This window comes from Microbacterium sp. Root322 (assembly GCF_001425645.1).
Classification (GTDB): domain Bacteria; phylum Actinomycetota; class Actinomycetes; order Actinomycetales; family Microbacteriaceae; genus Microbacterium; species Microbacterium maritypicum.
In genome coordinates this window covers 875,249-892,743 of record NZ_LMCS01000001.1, presented here as the reverse complement: position 1 = coordinate 892,743, position 17,495 = coordinate 875,249, and the positions used below count along the sequence as shown (strand labels likewise).

Annotated in this window: 15 protein-coding genes; 9 read left to right on the top strand and 6 right to left on the bottom strand. The window is 69.7% G+C overall.

Annotated features, from left to right (window positions below; translation table 11 throughout):
* The first annotated feature begins 6 nt into the window (after positions 1–6).
* Entirely contained in the window at positions 7–1,671 is a 1,665-nt protein-coding gene (gene argS / locus ASC55_RS04235; protein ID WP_055872848.1) for an arginine--tRNA ligase, read from the top strand.
* 40 nt (positions 1,672–1,711) lie between these two features.
* Positions 1,712–2,557 (top strand): LmeA family phospholipid-binding protein, encoded by an 846-nt coding sequence (locus ASC55_RS04230; protein WP_055869015.1) that lies wholly within the window; start codon positions 1,712–1,714, stop codon positions 2,555–2,557.
* A gap of 3 nt (positions 2,558–2,560) precedes the next feature.
* Here ASC55_RS04230 and ASC55_RS04225 read toward each other — a convergent pair whose 3' ends face one another.
* From ASC55_RS04225 to ASC55_RS04210, 4 genes are read right to left on the bottom strand one after another with little or no spacing between them, the layout of a single operon-like run.
* The gene (locus ASC55_RS04225; protein ID WP_055872846.1) at positions 2,561–3,325 is read right to left on the bottom strand and encodes an alpha/beta fold hydrolase; all 765 of its coding nucleotides are present in this window, start codon (positions 3,323–3,325) and stop codon (positions 2,561–2,563) included.
* Between the two features lie 2 nt (positions 3,326–3,327).
* A complete protein-coding gene (locus ASC55_RS04220; RefSeq protein WP_017831015.1) occupies positions 3,328–3,909 on the bottom strand; it encodes a TetR/AcrR family transcriptional regulator in 582 nt (193 codons plus the stop codon).
* The gene (locus ASC55_RS04215) at positions 3,887–4,789 is read right to left on the bottom strand and encodes an alpha/beta fold hydrolase (RefSeq protein WP_055872844.1); all 903 of its coding nucleotides are present in this window, start codon (positions 4,787–4,789) and stop codon (positions 3,887–3,889) included. Before ASC55_RS04215 ends, ASC55_RS04220 begins: the two co-directional genes overlap by 23 nt.
* Before the next feature lie 55 nt (positions 4,790–4,844).
* A complete protein-coding gene (locus tag ASC55_RS04210; RefSeq protein WP_082524221.1) occupies positions 4,845–5,891 on the bottom strand; it encodes a YihY/virulence factor BrkB family protein in 1,047 nt (348 codons plus the stop codon).
* A gap of 147 nt (positions 5,892–6,038) precedes the next feature.
* Between ASC55_RS04210 and lysA the strand changes: the two genes are divergently transcribed.
* The 5 genes from lysA (at position 6,039) to prfA (ending at position 12,914) form a co-directional block, all read left to right on the top strand.
* On the top strand, positions 6,039–7,457 hold the full coding sequence (gene lysA, locus ASC55_RS04205) for a diaminopimelate decarboxylase (RefSeq protein ID WP_055872842.1): 1,419 nt from the start codon (positions 6,039–6,041) through the stop codon (positions 7,455–7,457).
* Between the two features lie 21 nt (positions 7,458–7,478).
* Complete coding sequence (locus ASC55_RS04200; RefSeq protein WP_055869010.1) at positions 7,479–8,783, top strand: homoserine dehydrogenase; 1,305 nt, start codon at positions 7,479–7,481, stop codon at positions 8,781–8,783.
* A 2-nt stretch (positions 8,784–8,785) separates the two neighbouring features.
* On the top strand, positions 8,786–9,748 hold the full coding sequence (thrB, locus tag ASC55_RS04195; RefSeq protein WP_055872840.1) for a homoserine kinase: 963 nt from the start codon (positions 8,786–8,788) through the stop codon (positions 9,746–9,748).
* Between the two features lie 143 nt (positions 9,749–9,891).
* Positions 9,892–11,823, top strand: coding sequence for a transcription termination factor Rho (gene rho / locus ASC55_RS04190; protein ID WP_235563082.1), 1,932 nt, complete (start codon positions 9,892–9,894; stop codon positions 11,821–11,823).
* A gap of 11 nt (positions 11,824–11,834) precedes the next feature.
* Complete coding sequence (gene prfA, locus ASC55_RS04185; protein ID WP_017831008.1) at positions 11,835–12,914, top strand: peptide chain release factor 1; 1,080 nt, start codon at positions 11,835–11,837, stop codon at positions 12,912–12,914.
* A 24-nt stretch (positions 12,915–12,938) separates the two neighbouring features.
* Here prfA and ASC55_RS04180 read toward each other — a convergent pair whose 3' ends face one another.
* Both ASC55_RS04180 and ASC55_RS04175 read right to left on the bottom strand, forming a co-directional pair.
* Positions 12,939–13,592: a response regulator gene (locus ASC55_RS04180; RefSeq protein WP_055872835.1), complete on the bottom strand. Its 654-nt coding sequence runs from the start codon at positions 13,590–13,592 to the stop codon at positions 12,939–12,941.
* Positions 13,589–15,244: a sensor histidine kinase gene (locus ASC55_RS04175; protein WP_157559405.1), complete on the bottom strand. Its 1,656-nt coding sequence runs from the start codon at positions 15,242–15,244 to the stop codon at positions 13,589–13,591. The genes ASC55_RS04180 and ASC55_RS04175 overlap by 4 nt, the downstream gene beginning before the upstream one ends.
* Before the next feature lie 156 nt (positions 15,245–15,400).
* On the opposite strand from ASC55_RS04175, the gene ASC55_RS04170 reads away from it, so the two are divergent.
* Together ASC55_RS04170 and ASC55_RS04165 are read left to right on the top strand one after the other, a co-directional pair.
* Complete coding sequence (locus ASC55_RS04170; RefSeq protein WP_017831005.1) at positions 15,401–16,945, top strand: CitMHS family transporter; 1,545 nt, start codon at positions 15,401–15,403, stop codon at positions 16,943–16,945.
* A 70-nt stretch (positions 16,946–17,015) separates the two neighbouring features.
* The gene (locus ASC55_RS04165; protein ID WP_031206276.1) at positions 17,016–17,423 is read left to right on the top strand and encodes a phage holin family protein; all 408 of its coding nucleotides are present in this window, start codon (positions 17,016–17,018) and stop codon (positions 17,421–17,423) included.
* The last annotated feature ends 72 nt before the right edge of the window (positions 17,424–17,495 follow it).

Sequence of the window (17,495 nt, the reverse complement as noted above, 5' to 3'; positions counted from 1 at the left end):
GAGGCTATGAACCCCGAAACCCTCGCCGCAGCCCTCCTCGCCGTCCTCGCACCGATCGCCGAGGAACGACGTCCCGGCGAGCCGCTGGAGCTCTCCGCATCCGACATCGTGCTGGAGCGCCCCCGCAACCGCGACCACGGCGACTGGTCCTCGAACATCGCCATGCGCCTGGCCAAGCCGCTCGGCACGAACCCGCGCGAGCTCGCACAGCAGATCGTCGACGGCCTCGCCGCCGTCGACGGCATCGCGAGCGCCGAGGTCGCAGGCCCGGGGTTCATCAACGTCCGCCTCGATGCTGCTGCCGCCGGTGCACTGGCGAAGGTCATCGTCGATGCCGGTTCCGCTTACGGCACGAACTCGTCGCAGGCGGGCGTCAGCGTGAACGTCGAGTTCGTCTCGGCGAACCCGACCGGACCCCTGCACATCGCCCACACGCGCTGGGCAGCTCTCGGCGACTCGATCGTGCGCCTGCTCCTCGCCAGCGGCGCGAACGCCGTCCGCGAGTACTACATCAACGACGCGGGCGCGCAGATGGAGCGCTTCGCCGTCTCGGTCCTGGCCGCGGCCAAGGGCGAGCCGACCCCCGAGGGCGGCTATCCGGGGGAGTACATCACGACCCTCGCCGGTCGCGTTCTCGAAGCGCGTCCCGACCTGCTGTCACTCCCCGACGCCGAGCAGTCGAGCGTCGCACTCGAACTCGCCTACGGGTTCCAGCTCGCCGAGATCAAGAGCTCGCTCGATCGCTTCAACGTGCCGTTCGACGTCTGGTTCTCCGAGCGCACGCTGCACGCGAAGGATGCTTCCGGAACGAGCCTGATCGATCAGGCCGTCGATCGCCTCCGCGAGCAGGGCCACGTGTTCGATGACGAGGGCGCCGTCTGGGTGCGCACCACCGACTTCGGCGACGACAAAGACCGCGTCATCCGCCGCTCGAACGGCGAGTACACGTACTTCGCCGCCGACGCCGCCTACTACCTGAACAAGGGCGACCGCGGCTTCCAGAACAAGATCTACCTGCTCGGCGCCGATCACCACGGCTACGTGCACCGCCTCAAGGCCGTCGCCGGTGCGGCGGGGGAGGACCCGGAGAAGAACGTCGAGGTGCTGATCGGCCAGATGGTCTCGATCAACGGGGCCCGTCTCAGCAAGCGCGCGGGCAACATCATCGAGATGGACGACCTGCTCGACTGGCTCGGCACCGATGCGCTGCGGTACTCGCTGGAGCGCTCACCTGCGGACTCTCCGCTCGATCTCGACCCCGAGCTGCTGCAGAAGCGCACGAACGACAACCCGGTGTTCTACGTGCAGTACGCCCACGCGCGCACGCACAACGTCGCCCGCAACGCCGGTCAATCGGGCATCGATCGCTCCGAGTTCGCGCCGGAGACGCTGACGCACGAGAGCGAGAGCGCCTTGCTCGGCGCGTTGCAGGAGTTCCCGCGCATCGTGGCGTTCGCCGCCGAGGTGCGCGAACCCCACCGCGTCGCCCGCTATCTCGAGGAGCTCGCCGGCCTGTACCACCGCTGGTACGACAACTGCCGCGTGATCCCGCTGAGCGACGACCCGATCGAGAGCGTGCACCGCACCCGCCTGTGGCTCAACGACGCCACCGGCCAGGTGCTGCGCAACGGGCTCGACCTCCTCGGAGTCTCGGCGCCGGAGCGCATGTAGCGCACGCACGCCTCCTGCTCGGTACGGCAGGATGGCAGTCATGAGCGACGACAACCAGACCCTGCCGTATCCGGATGCCGCGGCGGAGCATCCGACGCTCGTGATCCCGGGTTCCGCGCCTGACGCTGCGGACGCCGCACCGCGGACACGGCCGCGGTGGCCCTGGGTGCTGCTCGTCGTGGTCGTGGTCCTCGCCGCTCTCGTGGTCGCCGCGGAGTTCATCGCACGAGCCGTGCTGCCAGGAGTCGTGCGGTCGATCGTCGTGGAACAGCTCGATCTGCCCTCCGACCAGCAACTCGATGTGCAGACGGAGGGTCTGCTGCTGCCGCAGTTGATCGGCGGCACACTCGACACTCTGCGTCTGTCCACGGATTCCGTGACGCTGGAGGGCATCACCGGAGCTGCCGATGTGACCGCGACGGGCGTCCCGCTGCGCGGGGGAGATCTCGGTGGTGCCACCGGGACGATCCGCATCGATCAGGAGCAGTTCACCGCACTGCTCGCTGGCACCGATCTGCCCGTGGAATCGGTGGAGTTCGCGGCCCCGAACGCCACGGTGAGCGGGTCGATCAGCGTGCTCGGAGCCGCGGTGCCGCTCTCGCTGACCCTCACGCCCGGCACGGTCGACGGTGACCTCGAGCTCACACCCGTCGGGGCGAGCATCGGCGGACTCGACATCGATCTCGACCGGGTCGCCTCCACTCTCGGCTCCCTCGGCGAAGGCCTGACCCAGCCCCAGCGGGTGTGCATCGCCGATCAGCTGCCGGCCGGGCTCACCCTCACGGGGCTCGAGATCATCGATGGCGCGGCCGTGATCGACGTCGACGTGAACGGAGCGATCGTCACCGACACGACGCTCCAGGACAAGGGCGTCTGCCCCAGCTGACCCTCAGAGCCCCGGAGGCCCAGCGACGTCGGGACTGTCGCCGAACGTCGCGGCGATGTGGCGTGCGAGCCAGGCGGGCCGCTGCAGCGGGATACCGTGTCCGCACCCCTCGACGACTTCCAGGTCGCTGTGGGGGAGCGAGGCATGCAGGAGTGCGGCCGACCGCTTCATGAGCGACCTCTCCTTCGCGCCGACGAGGATGGACGCGGCGCCGGGGTAGGACCGCCAGGTGGCCGGAGGTGCGAAGCGGAGGTTCTCCTCGACGGAGCGCAGCAGTGTCTCTCGGGAGATCGTGCTCGATGCCTGCAGGTAGTCGTCCAGCAGCTCATCCGGGACGAACAGCTGCCGTGCCTGCATCCTCGCGAACCACTCCCGCTTCGCCAGTCCCGCCGTCGCGGACAGGAGCGCGAGGGTGGGGCGGGTCGCCCGCATCGGCACGGCCTGCGCGCTGACGACGACGGCATTCCTCACACGGTCGGGGTGCAGTGCGGCGAGCTGGACCGTCAGCTGCGCCCCGAGCGAGAACCCGACGACGGTCGCCGCTCGGCCCTCCTGCTCCAACACGCGGGCGAGTGCCGCCGTCGTGACTGCGTGAGAGACATAGGTCTCGTCTGCGCTGCGTCCGTGACCGGGCAGGTCGGGGACGATGACGCGCACGCCCTCGCCGAGATGGGTGCGCAACGGCTCCCACATCCATCCGGCGACGCCTCCGCCGTGCAGGAGCAGCAGCGGATGCCCGTCGCGGGCGCCGAAGGTCTCGACGTGCATGATCAGTTCCTCTCGAAGGTCTCGGCCATGCGGCCGATCGTGTCGATGGCCCGTTCGAGGTGGGCGGGCTCGAACGGGCCGAGCAGTCGCGCCGCGGAGAGCAGCCCGATCGAGGCGCTCGACAGCGCCAGGGCGAGCGCCTCGACGTCCACGTCCGCCACGATCTCCCCCCGGTCCTGCAGCGCGCGGAGCCACTCGATCACGCGTCGCTGCCGATCGCGATACCGGCCGTCGGTGACCTCCGCCACGTGTTCCCCGAGGATGCCGCGATCGTCGAGGAAAGCCGCCGTCATCAGCGCGTCGTCGCTCAGAGCGCGGGCGCTCGCGCGATACGCCGCACTCAGTCGCGGTCGGTCACCCAGCTCACGGCTCACACGGTCGTTCATGCGCGTCGTGCCGCGCTGCAGGAGCGCATCCAGGATCTCGCGCTTGCCGGCGAACTCCAGATAGACCGCGCCTTTGCCGATCCCTGCACGGTCGGCGATCGACGCCACGCTCATGGCGTCGAACCCGTGGGCGAGCACGAGTTCCTCCGCGGCATCGAGGATGCGGTCGCGACGGTCAGGGACGCGGGGCCGGGGCATCCGTGGTCCTCTCCAGGTGGTCGAGCATCGCGGGGATGACGACGTCCGGACGATCGCGCTGCACCCAGTGGCCGGCACCGGGAGCGGTCACCAGCGACCCCGCGGGCAGCAGCTCGGCGGCGGTGCGGATGCGCGCGAGCGGGACTCCCGAGTCGCGATCACCGTGCACGAGGAGCGTGGGCGTCGTGATCGATGGCAGATGCGGGGTGTAGAGCGTGCGCAGTCGATTCCAGAGCACCTGCTCGTGCTGCCACTGTGCGAAGGTCTCCAGACCGGTGCCGACGGTGGCCTCGGTGAGCACGGCCTCGACGAGCTCGGGAGTCCGTGCCTGCGGAGTGCGCACCAGGTCGCCGAGGCCGCGTTCCATCGCGGAGCGGTTGCGCGCGTAGGAGCGGGTCATCGCGGCGAGCAGCCCGGTGCGCAACAGCACGAAGGTGCCGAAATGGGTGATCCGGCCTACGAGGCCATCGGCCAGCCGCGGCATCAGCCCATAGCATCCGAGCAGCACGGCGGATCTCGCGCGCCCCGGCTGATCCAGGAGATGCCCGAGCGTCATCCCGCCGCCGAGGGAGAGGCCCGCGATCGCGTAATCGTGCAGACCGAGCCCGTCGACGACTTCCCCCACATGCCGCACGAGTCGCTCCTGCGTGAGCGGCCACTCCGCGCGGGCGCTGCGCCCGAAACCGGGATGGTCGGGCGCGAAGACGCGGTGTCCGGCTGCGGCCAGGGCTGCTCCGACCGCGCCCCAGGAGAGCTCGGCACTGTCGGCGCCGCCTCCGTGCAGGAGCAGCACCGGCACTGCGGACTCGCACTCGGGTCGCCATTCCAGGGTCGAGACCGTGGAATGGGGGAGGGTGATGCTCGTGCGTCGGGGATCCATGATGCCCTCTCGTTGTGACCAATCTAGATGATCTGGTCACAACGAGGAGCGCGGATCAGGAACCCGCGTCGGCGGCCGCCGCCTTCTGCGCCGCGCGGAGCTCGGCCGTCGCGATCCGCACCTCGACCTCCGCGCGCTGCAGACGTCGCTCGGGGAACGTGGTCGCCGCGAACCTCGCGTGCACCCGGTCGGTGCTCTCCTCCTCGGCGGTCACGATGTAGGCGCAGGCGAACAGCATCACCTGAGCGGAGAAGTTCAGCCAGATCAGCAGCGCGAGCAGCGAGGCGAACGAGGCCAGGAGCGGGTTGCTGGTGGCGCCGCCCACGAAGAGGCTCGACAGCTCCTGCAAGGCCAGCAGACCCAGCGCACCCAGCAGCGCGCCGGACCAGAGCGACCGTGCTGACGGGCGGACACCGGAGAGCAGGAGGAACACGCCGATGATGATCACCGCGTCGAGCGCGAACACGACGAGGAGCGACACCAGGCGCACCGTCCACGTGGCCACCGGAGAGTCCTCGGGGAGTCCGAGCAGGCCGGTGATCCACACGATGCCGAGCTGGCCGGCGAAGGTGAGGAAGGCCGAGGCGACGAAGGCGAGACCGATTCCGATCGCGAGCGCGAGGTTGCGCAAGATCACCCAGATCCAGAGGATGTCGTCCTGCAGGGTCCCCGCCAGCACGCGCACGGCTGCGCGCAGGGAGCCGATGGCTCCGAGCGCCGCGCCCACGAGCGCGACGAGCGAGATGATGCCGGCGATCGACAGCGAGGCCGGTGCGCGCAGGTCCTCGGTCTTGATCACACCGTCCTCGCCGATCAGCCCCGGCACCGCCGACTGCACCGCGTCGATGATCGCCTGCCACGCGACCGGGTTCCCGGCGAGCCAGAGTGCAGCGATCGAGAAGCCCAGCAGCACGCCGGCGAACACGCTGAAGAGCGCGCGGTACGTGACGCTGTCGGCGAGCATGGGGCCGCGGCGTTCGATGTACAGCAGCGCAGCGCGCACCGGGCGACGTGCGAGCGCCCAGGCGATCAGCGGCCCGGTGATGCGCGCGATGAGACCCGGACGCGCCGGGGAGTCTGTTCGTGTTTCGCTGTTCGTCACGACCCCACCCTAAGAGGCGACGATGACAGGATGCAGGGGCTTGACGCCGCGCGTCGCCGTGACGAAGGTGGCGGGGCCGGTGCCCTAGAATCGGGTCAACCTCGATGTGCGCGCCCTGCCCGAGATCCTTCCCACGATTGGTGATCAGTGCTTCTCCCTGCCGATTCGCTCGCTCCGGAATGGCTTGCCGTCCCTGAAGACGCGAACGATCTCGCCGACGGTGTCTGGCCGGCCTCCGCGACGCGCGACGCCGATGGTGCGATCGACATCGCGGGCGTCAGCGCCACCACGCTCGCCCGCACCTACGGCACCCCGCTGCTCGTGCTCGATGAGGACGAGGTGCGCGGCCGTGCGCGGCGGTTCCGGCTCGCCTTCGACCAGGCGGCTGCCGAGAACGGCACCACGGCGCAGGTGTACTACGCGGGCAAGGCCTTCCTCTGCACCACGGTCGCGCGCTGGGTCGTCGACGAGGGACTGCGCGTCGACGTGTGCACCGGGGGAGAGCTCGCCGTCGCCCTCGCCGCCGGAGTCGCACCGGCCTCTCTCGGGTTCCACGGCAACAACAAGTCGGTGGCCGAGCTCGAGCGGGCGGTCGAGGTGGGCGTGGGCACGATCATCGTCGACAGCGCCATCGAGATCGAGCGGCTCGCGGCCATCGTCGCCCGCACCGGAGCGACGCAGCGTGTGCTGGTGCGCGTGATCAGCGGCGTCCACGCCGAGACCCACGACTTCCTCGCCACGGCGCACGAGGACCAGAAGTTCGGCTTCCCCTTCCCGGACGCCGAGCGGGCGGTGGCACGCATCAGAGAGATCCCGGGCCTAGTGTTCGCTGGCCTGCACTGCCACATCGGCTCGCAGATCTTCGGCGTCGCAGGTTTCCGCGAATCGGCGTCCCGCGTGCTCGACCTGCACGCGTCCCTGCTCGCGGACGGACCGGTGCCGCAGCTCAACCTCGGCGGCGGGTTCGGTATCGCCTACACGCGGGTCGACGACCCGACTCCGATCGAGGGACTGGCCGCCGCCATCGTCACCGCGGTGGCCGAGGACTGCGCGGCCAGGGGCATCCCCGTCCCGGCATTGTCGTTCGAACCGGGGCGCGCCATCGTCGGCACGGCCGGTGTGACGATCTACGAGGTCGGCACCACGAAGGACGTGACGATCGATTCCGGAGCCGTGCGCCGTTACATCAGCGTCGACGGCGGAATGAGCGACAACGCGCGTCCGGCCCTCTACGGCGCGCAGTACTCGGCTCGCCTCGCCTCGCGCGTCGGAGAGGGCGAGCCCCGCCTCAGCCGAGTGGTGGGCAAGCACTGCGAGTCCGGTGACATCGTCGTCGATCACGAGTACCTGCCCGAAGACCTCGTGCCGGGCGATCTGCTCGCTGTGCCGGCCACCGGTGCGTACTGCGTCTCGCTCGCGAGCAACTACAACCATGCCCCGCGTCCTCCTGTCGTCGCCGTACGCGGCGGGCGCTCGGCGGTCATCGTCCGTGGTGAGACCATCGATGACGTGCTGGCCCGCGACGCGGGCATCGACGGGGCGAACGCCCCCGAGGGAGACCAATGACCCACCTCCGAAGGAGTAACCATGACTGACTACCGACGACTTCGTGTGGCGCTGCTGGGTGCCGGAGCCGTCGGCTCTCAGGTCGCGGCGCTCCTGCTGCGCCACGGCGATGAGCTCGCCGACCGTGCCGGTGCTGAGCTGGAGCTCGCCGGCATCGCCGTGCGCGACGTCGACGCTCCGCGTGACGTCGACCTGCCCAAGGAGCTCTTCACCACCGACGCCGAGTCGCTGATCCTGGGCGCCGATATCGTGATCGAGCTCATCGGCGGCATCGAGCCGGCGCGCACGAGCATCCTGCAGGCGATCGGCTCCGGCGCCGATGTCGTCACCGCCAACAAGGCGCTGTTGGCAACGCACGGCCCCGAGCTGTTCGAGGCCGCCGACCGCGTCGGTGCCTCCGTGTACTACGAGGCTGCAGCCGCCGGCGCGATCCCGATCATCCGTCCGCTGCGCGACTCGCTCGCCGGCGACCGCGTGGTGCGCATCATGGGCATCGTGAACGGCACCACCAACTACATCCTCGACCGGATGGACACCGAGGGCGCCGACTTCGCCGACGTGCTCGCGGACGCGCAGCGTCTTGGTTACGCCGAAGCCGATCCGACGGCGGATGTCGAGGGCTACGACGCCGCGCAGAAGGCGGCGATCCTCGCGAGCCTCGCGTTCCACACCGCTGTCCCGCTGGAAGCCGTCTACCGCGAGGGCATCACCTCGATCACGGCATCCATGATCGAAGAGGCACGCGCCGCCGGTTTCGTGATCAAGCTGCTCGCCGTGTGCGAGCGGATCGAGGCGAACGGTGCCGAGTCGATCTCGGTGCGGGTCTACCCGGCCCTCGTGCCCGCGTCGCACCCGCTCGCCTCCGTGCACGGCGCGAACAACGCGGTGTTCGTCGAGGCCGAGGCCGCCGGATCCCTCATGTTCTACGGAGCTGGGGCCGGTGGTGTGCAGACCGCATCCGCCGTGCTCGGCGACGTCGTCTCCGCCGCCCGCCGTCACATCGCCGGCGGTGTCGGGGTGGGGGAGTCGACCCGCGCGAACCTCCCCGTCGTGCCGATCGGCCACGTCACGACCCGCTACCAGATCACTCTCGAGGTCGCGGACGCGCCCGGTGTGCTCGCCACGGTCGCCGGCATCCTCAGCGACGGCGGCGTCTCGGTCGCGACGGTCGTGCAGACCGTCGAGGGAGAGGACGAGCCGACGGCACGCCTCATCATCGGCACCCACCGCGCCACCGAGCAGGCGCTCAGCGCCACGGTCGACGCTCTCGCCGACAGCGAGGTCGTCGCCCGTGTGGTCTCGGTGCTCCGGGTGGAAGGCGAGTGACGATGGCGGCAGCCTCCGCGACCGCGTCGGGCGGTGCGGTCGAAGGCCGCACGGTCGAGGTGCGGGTTCCCGCGACCAGCGCGAACCTCGGCCCCGGTTTCGACACGCTGGGCCTTGCTCTCAGCGTCTACGACACCCTTCTCGTGACGGCGCTGCCCGCGGGCCAGCTCGAGATCGAGGTGACGGGCTCCGGCGCGAGCGAGATCCCGCGTGACGAGTCGAACCTGATCGTGCGCACCATCGCGTACGTCTTCGCCGACGCCGGGCGTCCGGTCCCCGGGCTGCGCATCGTCGCCGAGAACGCCGTGCCGCACGGGCGGGGGCTCGGCTCCTCCGGCGCCGCCGTCGCCGCAGGAGTGCTCGCCGCGAAGGGCCTGCTCGAGGGCGATGTCGAGATCGGCGACACCGACCTCCTCCGCCTCGCGACCGAGCTCGAAGGCCACCCCGACAACGTCGCGCCGGCTCTCTTCGGCGGTCTTACGATCGCGTGGATGTCGGAGCGCGGACCGCAGCACAAGAAGCTGCTCGTCCACCGTGGCGTCTCGCCCCTCGTTCTCGTTCCCGCTTACACGATGTCGACATCGCAGGCGCGGTCGCTGCAGCCGCCGCAGGTCTCCACCGCGGATGCCGTGTTCAACGTCTCGCGCTCCGCGCTGCTGATCGCCGCGCTCATGCAGAGCCCCGAGCTGCTCCTTGACGCCACCGCCGACCGGCTCCATCAGGACTACCGGGCAGGAGCCATGCCCGAGACGCAGCGTCTGGTGCAGGCGCTGCGCGCAGCGGGCTTCGCCGCCGTCGTCTCGGGAGCGGGCCCCAGCGTTCTCGTGCTCGCAGACGGGCCGGGCAGCCGCCAGGACGCGGTCGAGCTGGCCGATCGAGTCACCGACACCCCGTGGGAGGCGCTCCTGCTCGCAGTCGACGTCCGTGGTGGTACAGTGGGGACTCGAGCGGAGGGCTCCACGTAACTGCGTGAATCTGGCCCCATTGCAAATCTTGCAAGACCCGCACGCAAATCCCTGTGGCACAAGTGCCGAGGCTGGCTGGCGCCGAGCGTCAGCCCGTGCGATCGCGCGCAGCACCCGTTGTGTGCGTTCAACGCTCATTCCCCATGACATATAAGGGAGTACTCGTGGAGAACCTCTCCGAGACCCAGAACGACCAGTCGGCGCCCACCGCCGAAGCACCCGCGGCATCCGCGGAGTCGGCCACCGAGTCCGCACCGGCGCGTAAGCGCGCACCGCGTCGCGCCAGCACCGCCACGGCGGCAGCCAAGGCCGAGAAGGCCGAAGCGGCGAAGGCCGAGAAGGCCGCGAAGTCGGATGCTGCGCCCGAAGCCGCCGCCCCCGAGACGGCATCCGCAGGTGCGGAGCCCACCGAGGCCGCGCCCAAGGCGAAGGCGCCGCGTCGCAGCCGCGCCAAGAAGGCCGATGCCGAGGCTCCGGCCGCCGACACCGCTGCTCCGGAAGCACCCGCCCCCGAGGCGGCACCCGCCGAGGCTCCTGCCGAGCCCGCCCCCAAGACGACCGGGCGTGGACGCCGCGGTGCGCAGAAGCCGGCCGCCGATGCCGAGGCACCCGCCGCGGAGCAGGCAGCGGAGTCCGCCTCCGAAGCCGCTCCCGTGGAGACCTCGCAGAACAACGACTCCGACTCCTCCGATGGTGGCGAGGAGCAGGGCGGTCGCGGCCGCAACCGCAGCCGTAGCCGCAATCGCGGACGCGGGCAGAACGGCGCCGCGCAGGAACAGCAGCAGCAGCAGGCGCAGCCGGCGGCTGACGACGACCAGGCCGGCGGCAACAACCGCAACCGTCAGCGCAACAAGCGCCGCAGCGGCACCCCGACCGACGAGTTCGACACCGAGATCGGCGAGGACGACGTCCTGATCCCGATCGCCGGCATCCTCGATGTGCTCGACAACTACGCCTTCGTCCGCACGACCGGCTACCTCGCCGGCCCCAGCGACGTGTACGTGTCCCTCGGACAGGTGAAGAAGTACAACCTGCGCAAGGGCGACGCCGTCGTCGGCTCGATCAAGCAGCCCCGCGAGGGCGAGCAGCAGGGTCGCCAGAAGTACAACGCGCTGGTCAAGGTCGACTCGATCAACGGCCTCTCGGTCGACGACGCCGCCACCCGCGTGGAGTTCGGCAAGCTCACGCCGCTCTACCCGCAGGAGCGTCTGCGTCTGGAGACGGCCCCCGAGAAGCTGACCCAGCGCATCATCGACCTGGTAGCCCCGATCGGCAAGGGCCAGCGCGGCCTCATCGTCGCGCCGCCCAAGGCGGGCAAGACCATCGTGCTGCAGCAGATCGCGAACGCGATCGCGCAGAACAACCCCGAGGTCCACCTCATGGTCGTGCTCGTCGACGAGCGCCCCGAAGAGGTCACCGACATGGAGCGCACGGTGAAGGGAGAGGTCATCGCCTCGACCTTCGATCGCCCCGCTGAGGACCACACCACGGTCGCCGAGCTCGCGATCGAGCGCGCCAAGCGCCTGGTCGAGCTGGGCCGCGACGTCGTCGTGCTGCTCGACTCGATCACCCGCCTCGGCCGCGCGTACAACCTCGCCGCCCCGGCCTCGGGTCGTGTGCTGACCGGTGGCGTCGACGCCTCGGCGCTGTACCCGCCCAAGCGCTTCTTCGGTGCCGCGCGCAACATCGAGAACGGTGGATCGCTCACCATCCTCGCGACCGCGCTCGTCGAGACCGGTTCCAAGATGGACGAGGTCATCTTCGAGGAGTTCAAGGGCACCGGCAACAGCGAGCTGCGCCTGTCGCGCTCGCTCGCCGACAAGCGCATCTTCCCGGCCGTCGACGTCAACGCGTCGAGCACCCGCCGCGAAGAGATGCTGCTCTCGGCCGACGAGGTCAAGATCACGTGGAAGCTGCGTCGCGCCCTCGCCGGCCTCGACCAGCAGCAGGCCCTCGAGGTCGTGCTCGGCAAGCTCAAGGAGACCAACTCCAACGTCGAGTTCCTCGTGCAGATGCAGAAGTCGATCCCGACGCTCCCCTCGGGCGCGCACGGGCACGACAACAACATCCGCTGAGCGGCTGAGCCGTGTTCGAGTCCGTACAGACTCTGATCGACGAGCATCGCCGGGTGCAGGAGGAACTCTCCGACCCGGCGGTGCACGCCGACGCCGCCCGAGCGAAGCGCGTCAACCGCCGCTACGCCGAGCTGTCGCGCATCGTCGCCGCCTACGAAGCGTGGGTCGCTGCGACCGACGATCTGGAGACCGCTCGTGAGTTCGCTCGCGAGGACGAGTCGATCGCCGCGGAGATCCCGGCGATGGAGGAGGAGCTGCAGGCCTCGCAGGAGCGTCTGCGGCGTCTGCTGATCCCGCGTGACCCGGACGACGCCCGCGACGTGATCATGGAGATCAAGGCGGGGGAGGGCGGTGCGGAGTCCGCGCTGTTCGCCGCGGATCTCCTGCGCATGTACATCCAGTACGCGGCCTCCAAGGGCTGGAAGACGGAGCTGCTCGAACGCAACGAGTCCGACCTCGGCGGCTACAAGGATGTCCAGGTCGCGATCAAGGGCTCGTCGTCCGATCCCGCTCAGGGCGTCTGGGCGCACCTGAAGTACGAGGGCGGCGTGCATCGCGTGCAGCGTGTGCCGGCGACCGAGTCGCAGGGGCGCATCCACACGTCGACCACCGGCGTGCTCGTCTTTCCCGAGGTCGATGAGCCGGAGGAGATCCACATCGACCAGAACGATCTCAAGATCGACGTGTTCCGCTCCTCCGGTCCCGGTGGGCAGTCCGTGAACACGACGGACTCCGCGGTGCGCATCACGCACGTGCCGACGGGCATCGTCGTCTCGATGCAGAACGAGAAGTCTCAGCTGCAGAACCGCGAGGCGGGCATGCGCGTGCTGCGTGCCCGACTGCTCGCGCGTCAGCAGGAGGAACTCGACGCTGCGGCATCCGACGCCCGCCGATCGCAGATCCGGGGCATGGACCGCTCGGAGCGCATCCGCACGTACAACTTCCCTGAGAACCGGATCGCGGATCACCGCACCGGGTTCAAGGCCTACAACCTCGATCAGGTCATGGATGGAGCGCTCGATCCGCTGATCGAGAGCGCCATCACCGCCGACGAGGAAGCACGGCTCGCCGCGGTCGGCTCCGACTCCTGACGAACGCTCTCACGCGTCGGCCGCTCAGGTGCGGGCGGCGTACCGATGCTCGGGGCGTCCGGTCGAGCCGTAGTTGAGGCGCACCTCCACGACGGTCCTGGCGGCCAGCGCCGCCAGGTGCCGCTGCGCGGTCGCGCGGGAGATCCCGACGCGTTCGCCGACCTCTGCGGCCGAAGCCTCACCGTCGCCGAGCGCGGCGAGAACGAGCTGCTCCGTCGCCGAGCGCGAGATCGACACGGGCTCACCCGCACCGTGCAGGATCGCCAGAGCTCGGTCCACGTCCTCCTGCCGCAGTGCGCGGTCACCGCTGAGGAGATTGCGATAGCGGATGTAGCGATCGAGGAGGCTCGACAGTGCTCGTCTTTCGAACGGCTTCACGAGATAGCCCAGCGCCCCGGAGCGCAGTGCCCTGCGCACCGTGGCGGCGTCGTCGGCCGCGGAGATGAGGATCGCGTCGATCCCGGATTCCCGCACGAGCGCGATGCCGTCCCCGTCGGGAAGGAAGACGTCGGCGATCAGGAGATCGGGGCGAGACGCGCGCACGCTGTCGCGGGCCTCGGCGAGAGAGCGCACCGTTCCCGTCACGGCGAAGCCGGGATGATCGTCCACGATGCCCTGGTGCAGCTGGGCCACTCGGAAATCATCGTCGAGGATGAGCACGCGTACAGGCTCGGTCATGTGTTCTCCTTCTCGTCGGGTGCGGTCCGTGCCACGGCTCCGCCGATGCGCGCGGCGAACACCGCACCGCTGTCGGCACCGCCCTGATCGATGACCCAGAGGTCCCCGCCGCTGCGACGGGCGATCTCGGTGGAGAGGGGGAGGCCGATCCCATGCCCGTGCACGTCGTCGTCCGTGGTCCCCTCCCTCGGCTGTGCAGGCGACGGCTCGATGCCTCCGAGGCCGGGTCCGGAGTCGGAGACGGTGAACACGAGGGCATCGCCGTCATCCAGCAGTGCCACCTCGACCCAGCGCGGGGTCCGCTCGCCCGAGACGGCGGCGGTCACCGCGTTGTCGATCAGGTTGCCGAGCACGGCCGCGACGTCCTCGGCCTCCTGCACGGTGCCGATCAGCTGGGTGTCCTCCGCTATCCGGAGGGCGACGCCGCGCTCTCCCGCCTCCACCCCCTTGGCGCCGAGGAACGAGTGCAGGAAGGGGTCGCCCACGAGGTCGAGTCCCACGACGGGAAACGCCACGGGGCCGCGGTCCACGAGCTCGCCCAGGAACGCCCGGGCCTGCGGCACCCGGTCGGCGTCGATCAGCCCGGCGGCCACGTGCATGCGGTTGGCGAACTCGTGCCGCTGCACGCGCAGCGCCGCCGTCATCGTCCTGACGGTCTCCAGGCGCTCGGTCAGGGCGACCAGATCCGTGCGATCGCGCACGATCAGCACGTCGCCGAGCGCGTGGCCGTCGCGCACCACGGGGCGCGAGTCGAGGTAGAGCATCCGGTCTCCGACGATGGCACTCGAGCGAGTGCGGGCGCCGGTCGCTGCATCGAGGACCGCCGGGGCGAGCCCGAGCTCGTCGATGGACCGCCCGACAGGTTCGTCCAGTCCGAGCAGGCGATCGGCGGCGGCGTTGCTCACGCGCACCACACCTCGTGTGTCGACCGCGAGCACCCCGTCGTCCACGCCGTCGAGCACGGCGGTCTGATTCTGCACGAGCGCGACGAGCTCCTCCGGTTGGACACCGAGGGTCAGCCGCTCCCAGCGCCGCCGGAGCAGGTGGAATGCGAGGACCGCCAGCGCGAGCGCCCCGGCGGCGGTGCCCGCGATCATCGCCAGAAGCGGTGGCAGGTCGTCGAAGACGCCTGCGCGCTCGAACCCGACGCTGACCTCGCCTACGGGGGAGCCGGCGGCGTCACGGACCGGCACCTTCGCGCGCGCGGATTCCCCGAGCGTCCCGGTCTGCCAGTCGACCACCTCGGCGCCAGCGAGCACGGCCTCGTACGGCGTGCTGACCTCTTCGCCGATGCGGGAGGGGGTGGGATGAGCGAGACGGATGCCGTTGTCGTCCGTGATCACGACGAACAGGGCTCCGGTGCGGACGGTGACCTCGGACGCGAGGCGCTGCAGTTCGCCGTCGCGGAGTTCTTCTGCGTCGGGCGTTCCTTCGGCGAGCGAGATGCGGGCGACCTCGGCGCGAACCTGCGGGTCCTCCGCCAGCGTACGGGCGATGCCCAGAGCTGTCGATTCGGCCTCCGCGCGAAGCTGCTGCAGGGTGAGGAGCAGATACACGCCGGTGCACAGGGCGACGACGAGGGTCACCGTGGCGAGCTGGAGCAGCAGGGCGCGCGTGGCGAACCGTGGTCTGGTCGACGTCGTCCTCGGCACCGTGCTTCTCCCGTAGCTCTCCGCGCAATATGCGCAGAACCCACGCTACGCGCACAACGCAAGGGAATGCGGGATACCGCTCCCTGAGCGCGCCGATTCCCTAGTCTCATCGGGATCCGTCACGGACGACGGAGCCACGACGAAGGAGTCAACGCAATGCCCGACGCACTCACCGGCCTGTTCGCGGCCGCCGAAGAGGCGCCAACCTACGACGTGGCCTTCGTGCCACCCGAGTGGGTGCTGGTGCTCCTCGGATTCACGATGGTGCTCGCGTTCATGACGCTCATCATGACCAAGCGCCTCACTCCGATGGTCGCGCTGATCCTCGTTCCGACCGTCTTCGGCCTCTTCGCGGGAGCAGGCCTCGGCCTCGGCGACATGATCCTCGACTCGATCGGCGCGATGGCACCGACCGCGGCCCTGCTGATGTTCGCGATCATGTTCTTCGGCATCATGATCGACGTGGGGTTGTTCGACCCGCTCATCCGGCTGATCACGCGCCTGCTCGGTGACGACCCGGCCAAGGTGGTGCTCGGCACCGCGATCCTCGCCGGAGCGGTGTCGCTCGACGGCGACGGTTCGACGACCTTCATCATCACGACCTCGGCGATGCTGCCCATCTACCTGCGTCTGGGGATGAGTCCCGTCGTGCTGACCTGCGTCGCCGGCCTCATGAACGGCACGCTGAACATCGTGCCGTGGGGCGGACCCACCGTGCGGGCCGCGACGGCCCTGGGGTTGCAGCCGACAGACATCTTCGTGCCGATGCTGCCGGCGCTCGGAGCGGGGATCGTCGTGACCCTCGGCTTCGCATGGATCCTGGGCCTGCAGGAGCGCCGGCGACTCGGTCGCCTGGATTCCGAGGGGCTGCTGGTCGGCGCCGACGGCGGGACGCTCTCCACGGTGCCGAAGATCTTCCGCGGGGCAGAGCCGAAGCCGGGTGCGCGCGCCTCGCTGCGCACCGGCAACCTCGTGGTCGTCGCCGGCGGACACGCTCCCGTCTCCGCCGCGAGCGTCGATCCCGCGGACACGGCCATGGCCGACACGATGCTGGACCCTGAACGGCCCACCCTCCGGCCGAAGCTCATCTGGTTCAACCTCGCTCTCACCGTCGCGGTCATGGTGCTGCTGGTGCTCGACATCCTGCCGCTGCCGTACGTGTTCATGGTGGGAGCGGGCCTCGCGCTCGTCATCAACTTCCGTGGCATCAAGGAACAGGCCTCGGAGATCGTCGCGCACGCACCGAGCATCGTGGGCGTGGTCTCCATGGTGATCGCCGCAGGAGTCCTGGTCGGCGTGCTCACCGGCACCGGGATGGTCGATGCGATGGCAACGTGGATCACCGACGTGCTCCCACCGGCGCTTGGTCCGTTCCTCGCGCCGATCACCGGTGTGCTCTCGATCCCGTTCACGTTCTTCATGTCGAACGATGCGTTCTACTTCGGCATCCTCCCGGTGCTCGCCCAGAGCGCCGCGAACTTCGGCATCGATCCCGTGGAGATGGCGCGGGCGTCGATCACCGGCCAGCCCGTGCACCTGCAGAGTCCGCTGGTACCCGCCATCCTGCTGCTCGTGTCGCTCGCGAGCGTGAACCTGGGCGACCACCACCGCAAGGTGCTGTGGCGCGCCACGATCGTCTCGCTGGTCATGCTCGGCGTCGGCATCCTGACCGGAGCCGTCCCGTTCTTCGTGGCGCAGTGACGCTCCGGTGGTGGGGAGCGCGGACGCCGTGCTCCCCACCATCGTGCGTGCACAGCGCTATGCTCGGCCCGTGATCACTTTCCTGTTCCGCGGCCTGCTCTACGTGGTGTCCGCCGGTCTCGGCCTGATCGCCGCTGACCTCCTCCTCGACGGCTTCACGATCGAGTGGGACAAGTGGTGGGGCTTCGTCATCTGCATCCTGATCTTCGCGATCCTGCAGAGCGTGCTCGCGCCCTGGGTCGGCAAGATGGCCAACCGCTACGCGCCGGTGCTGATGGGCGGTATCGGGATCTTCTCGACGCTGATCTCCCTCGTCGTCGTCGTGCTGCTGCCCATCGGCGGGCTGCGGATCACCGACCTGACCGGGTGGCTGCTCGGTGCGGTCATCGTCTGGCTGATCACGGCGCTCGGCAGCGTGCTGCTCCCGCTCCTCTTCCTGCGTAAGAAGGTCGCGGCGGTCAAGGGCCAACGCCGCTAGGGCGTGTTGCTAAAGTGGCTGTCCCTTTGTCGCTGTCGGATCAGCTCGCCTCGCTGTGCGTAGTCGGTATCG

Excerpts from the sequence above, each read along its gene's own strand:
- argS (WP_055872848.1), top strand. The coding sequence starts at position 7 with ATGAACCCCGAAACCCTCGCCGCAGCCCTCCTCGCCGTCCTCGCACCG.
- ASC55_RS04230 (WP_055869015.1), top strand. The coding sequence starts at position 1,712 with ATGAGCGACGACAACCAGACCCTGCCGTATCCGGATGCCGCGGCGGAG.
- ASC55_RS04225 (WP_055872846.1), bottom strand. The coding sequence starts at position 3,325 with ATGCACGTCGAGACCTTCGGCGCCCGCGACGGGCATCCGCTGCTGCTC.
- ASC55_RS04220 (WP_017831015.1), bottom strand. The coding sequence starts at position 3,909 with ATGCCCCGGCCCCGCGTCCCTGACCGTCGCGACCGCATCCTCGATGCC.
- ASC55_RS04215 (WP_055872844.1), bottom strand. The coding sequence starts at position 4,789 with ATGGATCCCCGACGCACGAGCATCACCCTCCCCCATTCCACGGTCTCG.
- ASC55_RS04200 (WP_055869010.1), top strand. The coding sequence starts at position 7,479 with ATGACTGACTACCGACGACTTCGTGTGGCGCTGCTGGGTGCCGGAGCC.
- thrB (WP_055872840.1), top strand. The coding sequence starts at position 8,786 with ATGGCGGCAGCCTCCGCGACCGCGTCGGGCGGTGCGGTCGAAGGCCGC.
- rho (WP_235563082.1), top strand. The coding sequence starts at position 9,892 with ATGACATATAAGGGAGTACTCGTGGAGAACCTCTCCGAGACCCAGAAC.
- ASC55_RS04180 (WP_055872835.1), bottom strand. The coding sequence starts at position 13,592 with ATGACCGAGCCTGTACGCGTGCTCATCCTCGACGATGATTTCCGAGTG.
- ASC55_RS04170 (WP_017831005.1), top strand. The coding sequence starts at position 15,401 with ATGCCCGACGCACTCACCGGCCTGTTCGCGGCCGCCGAAGAGGCGCCA.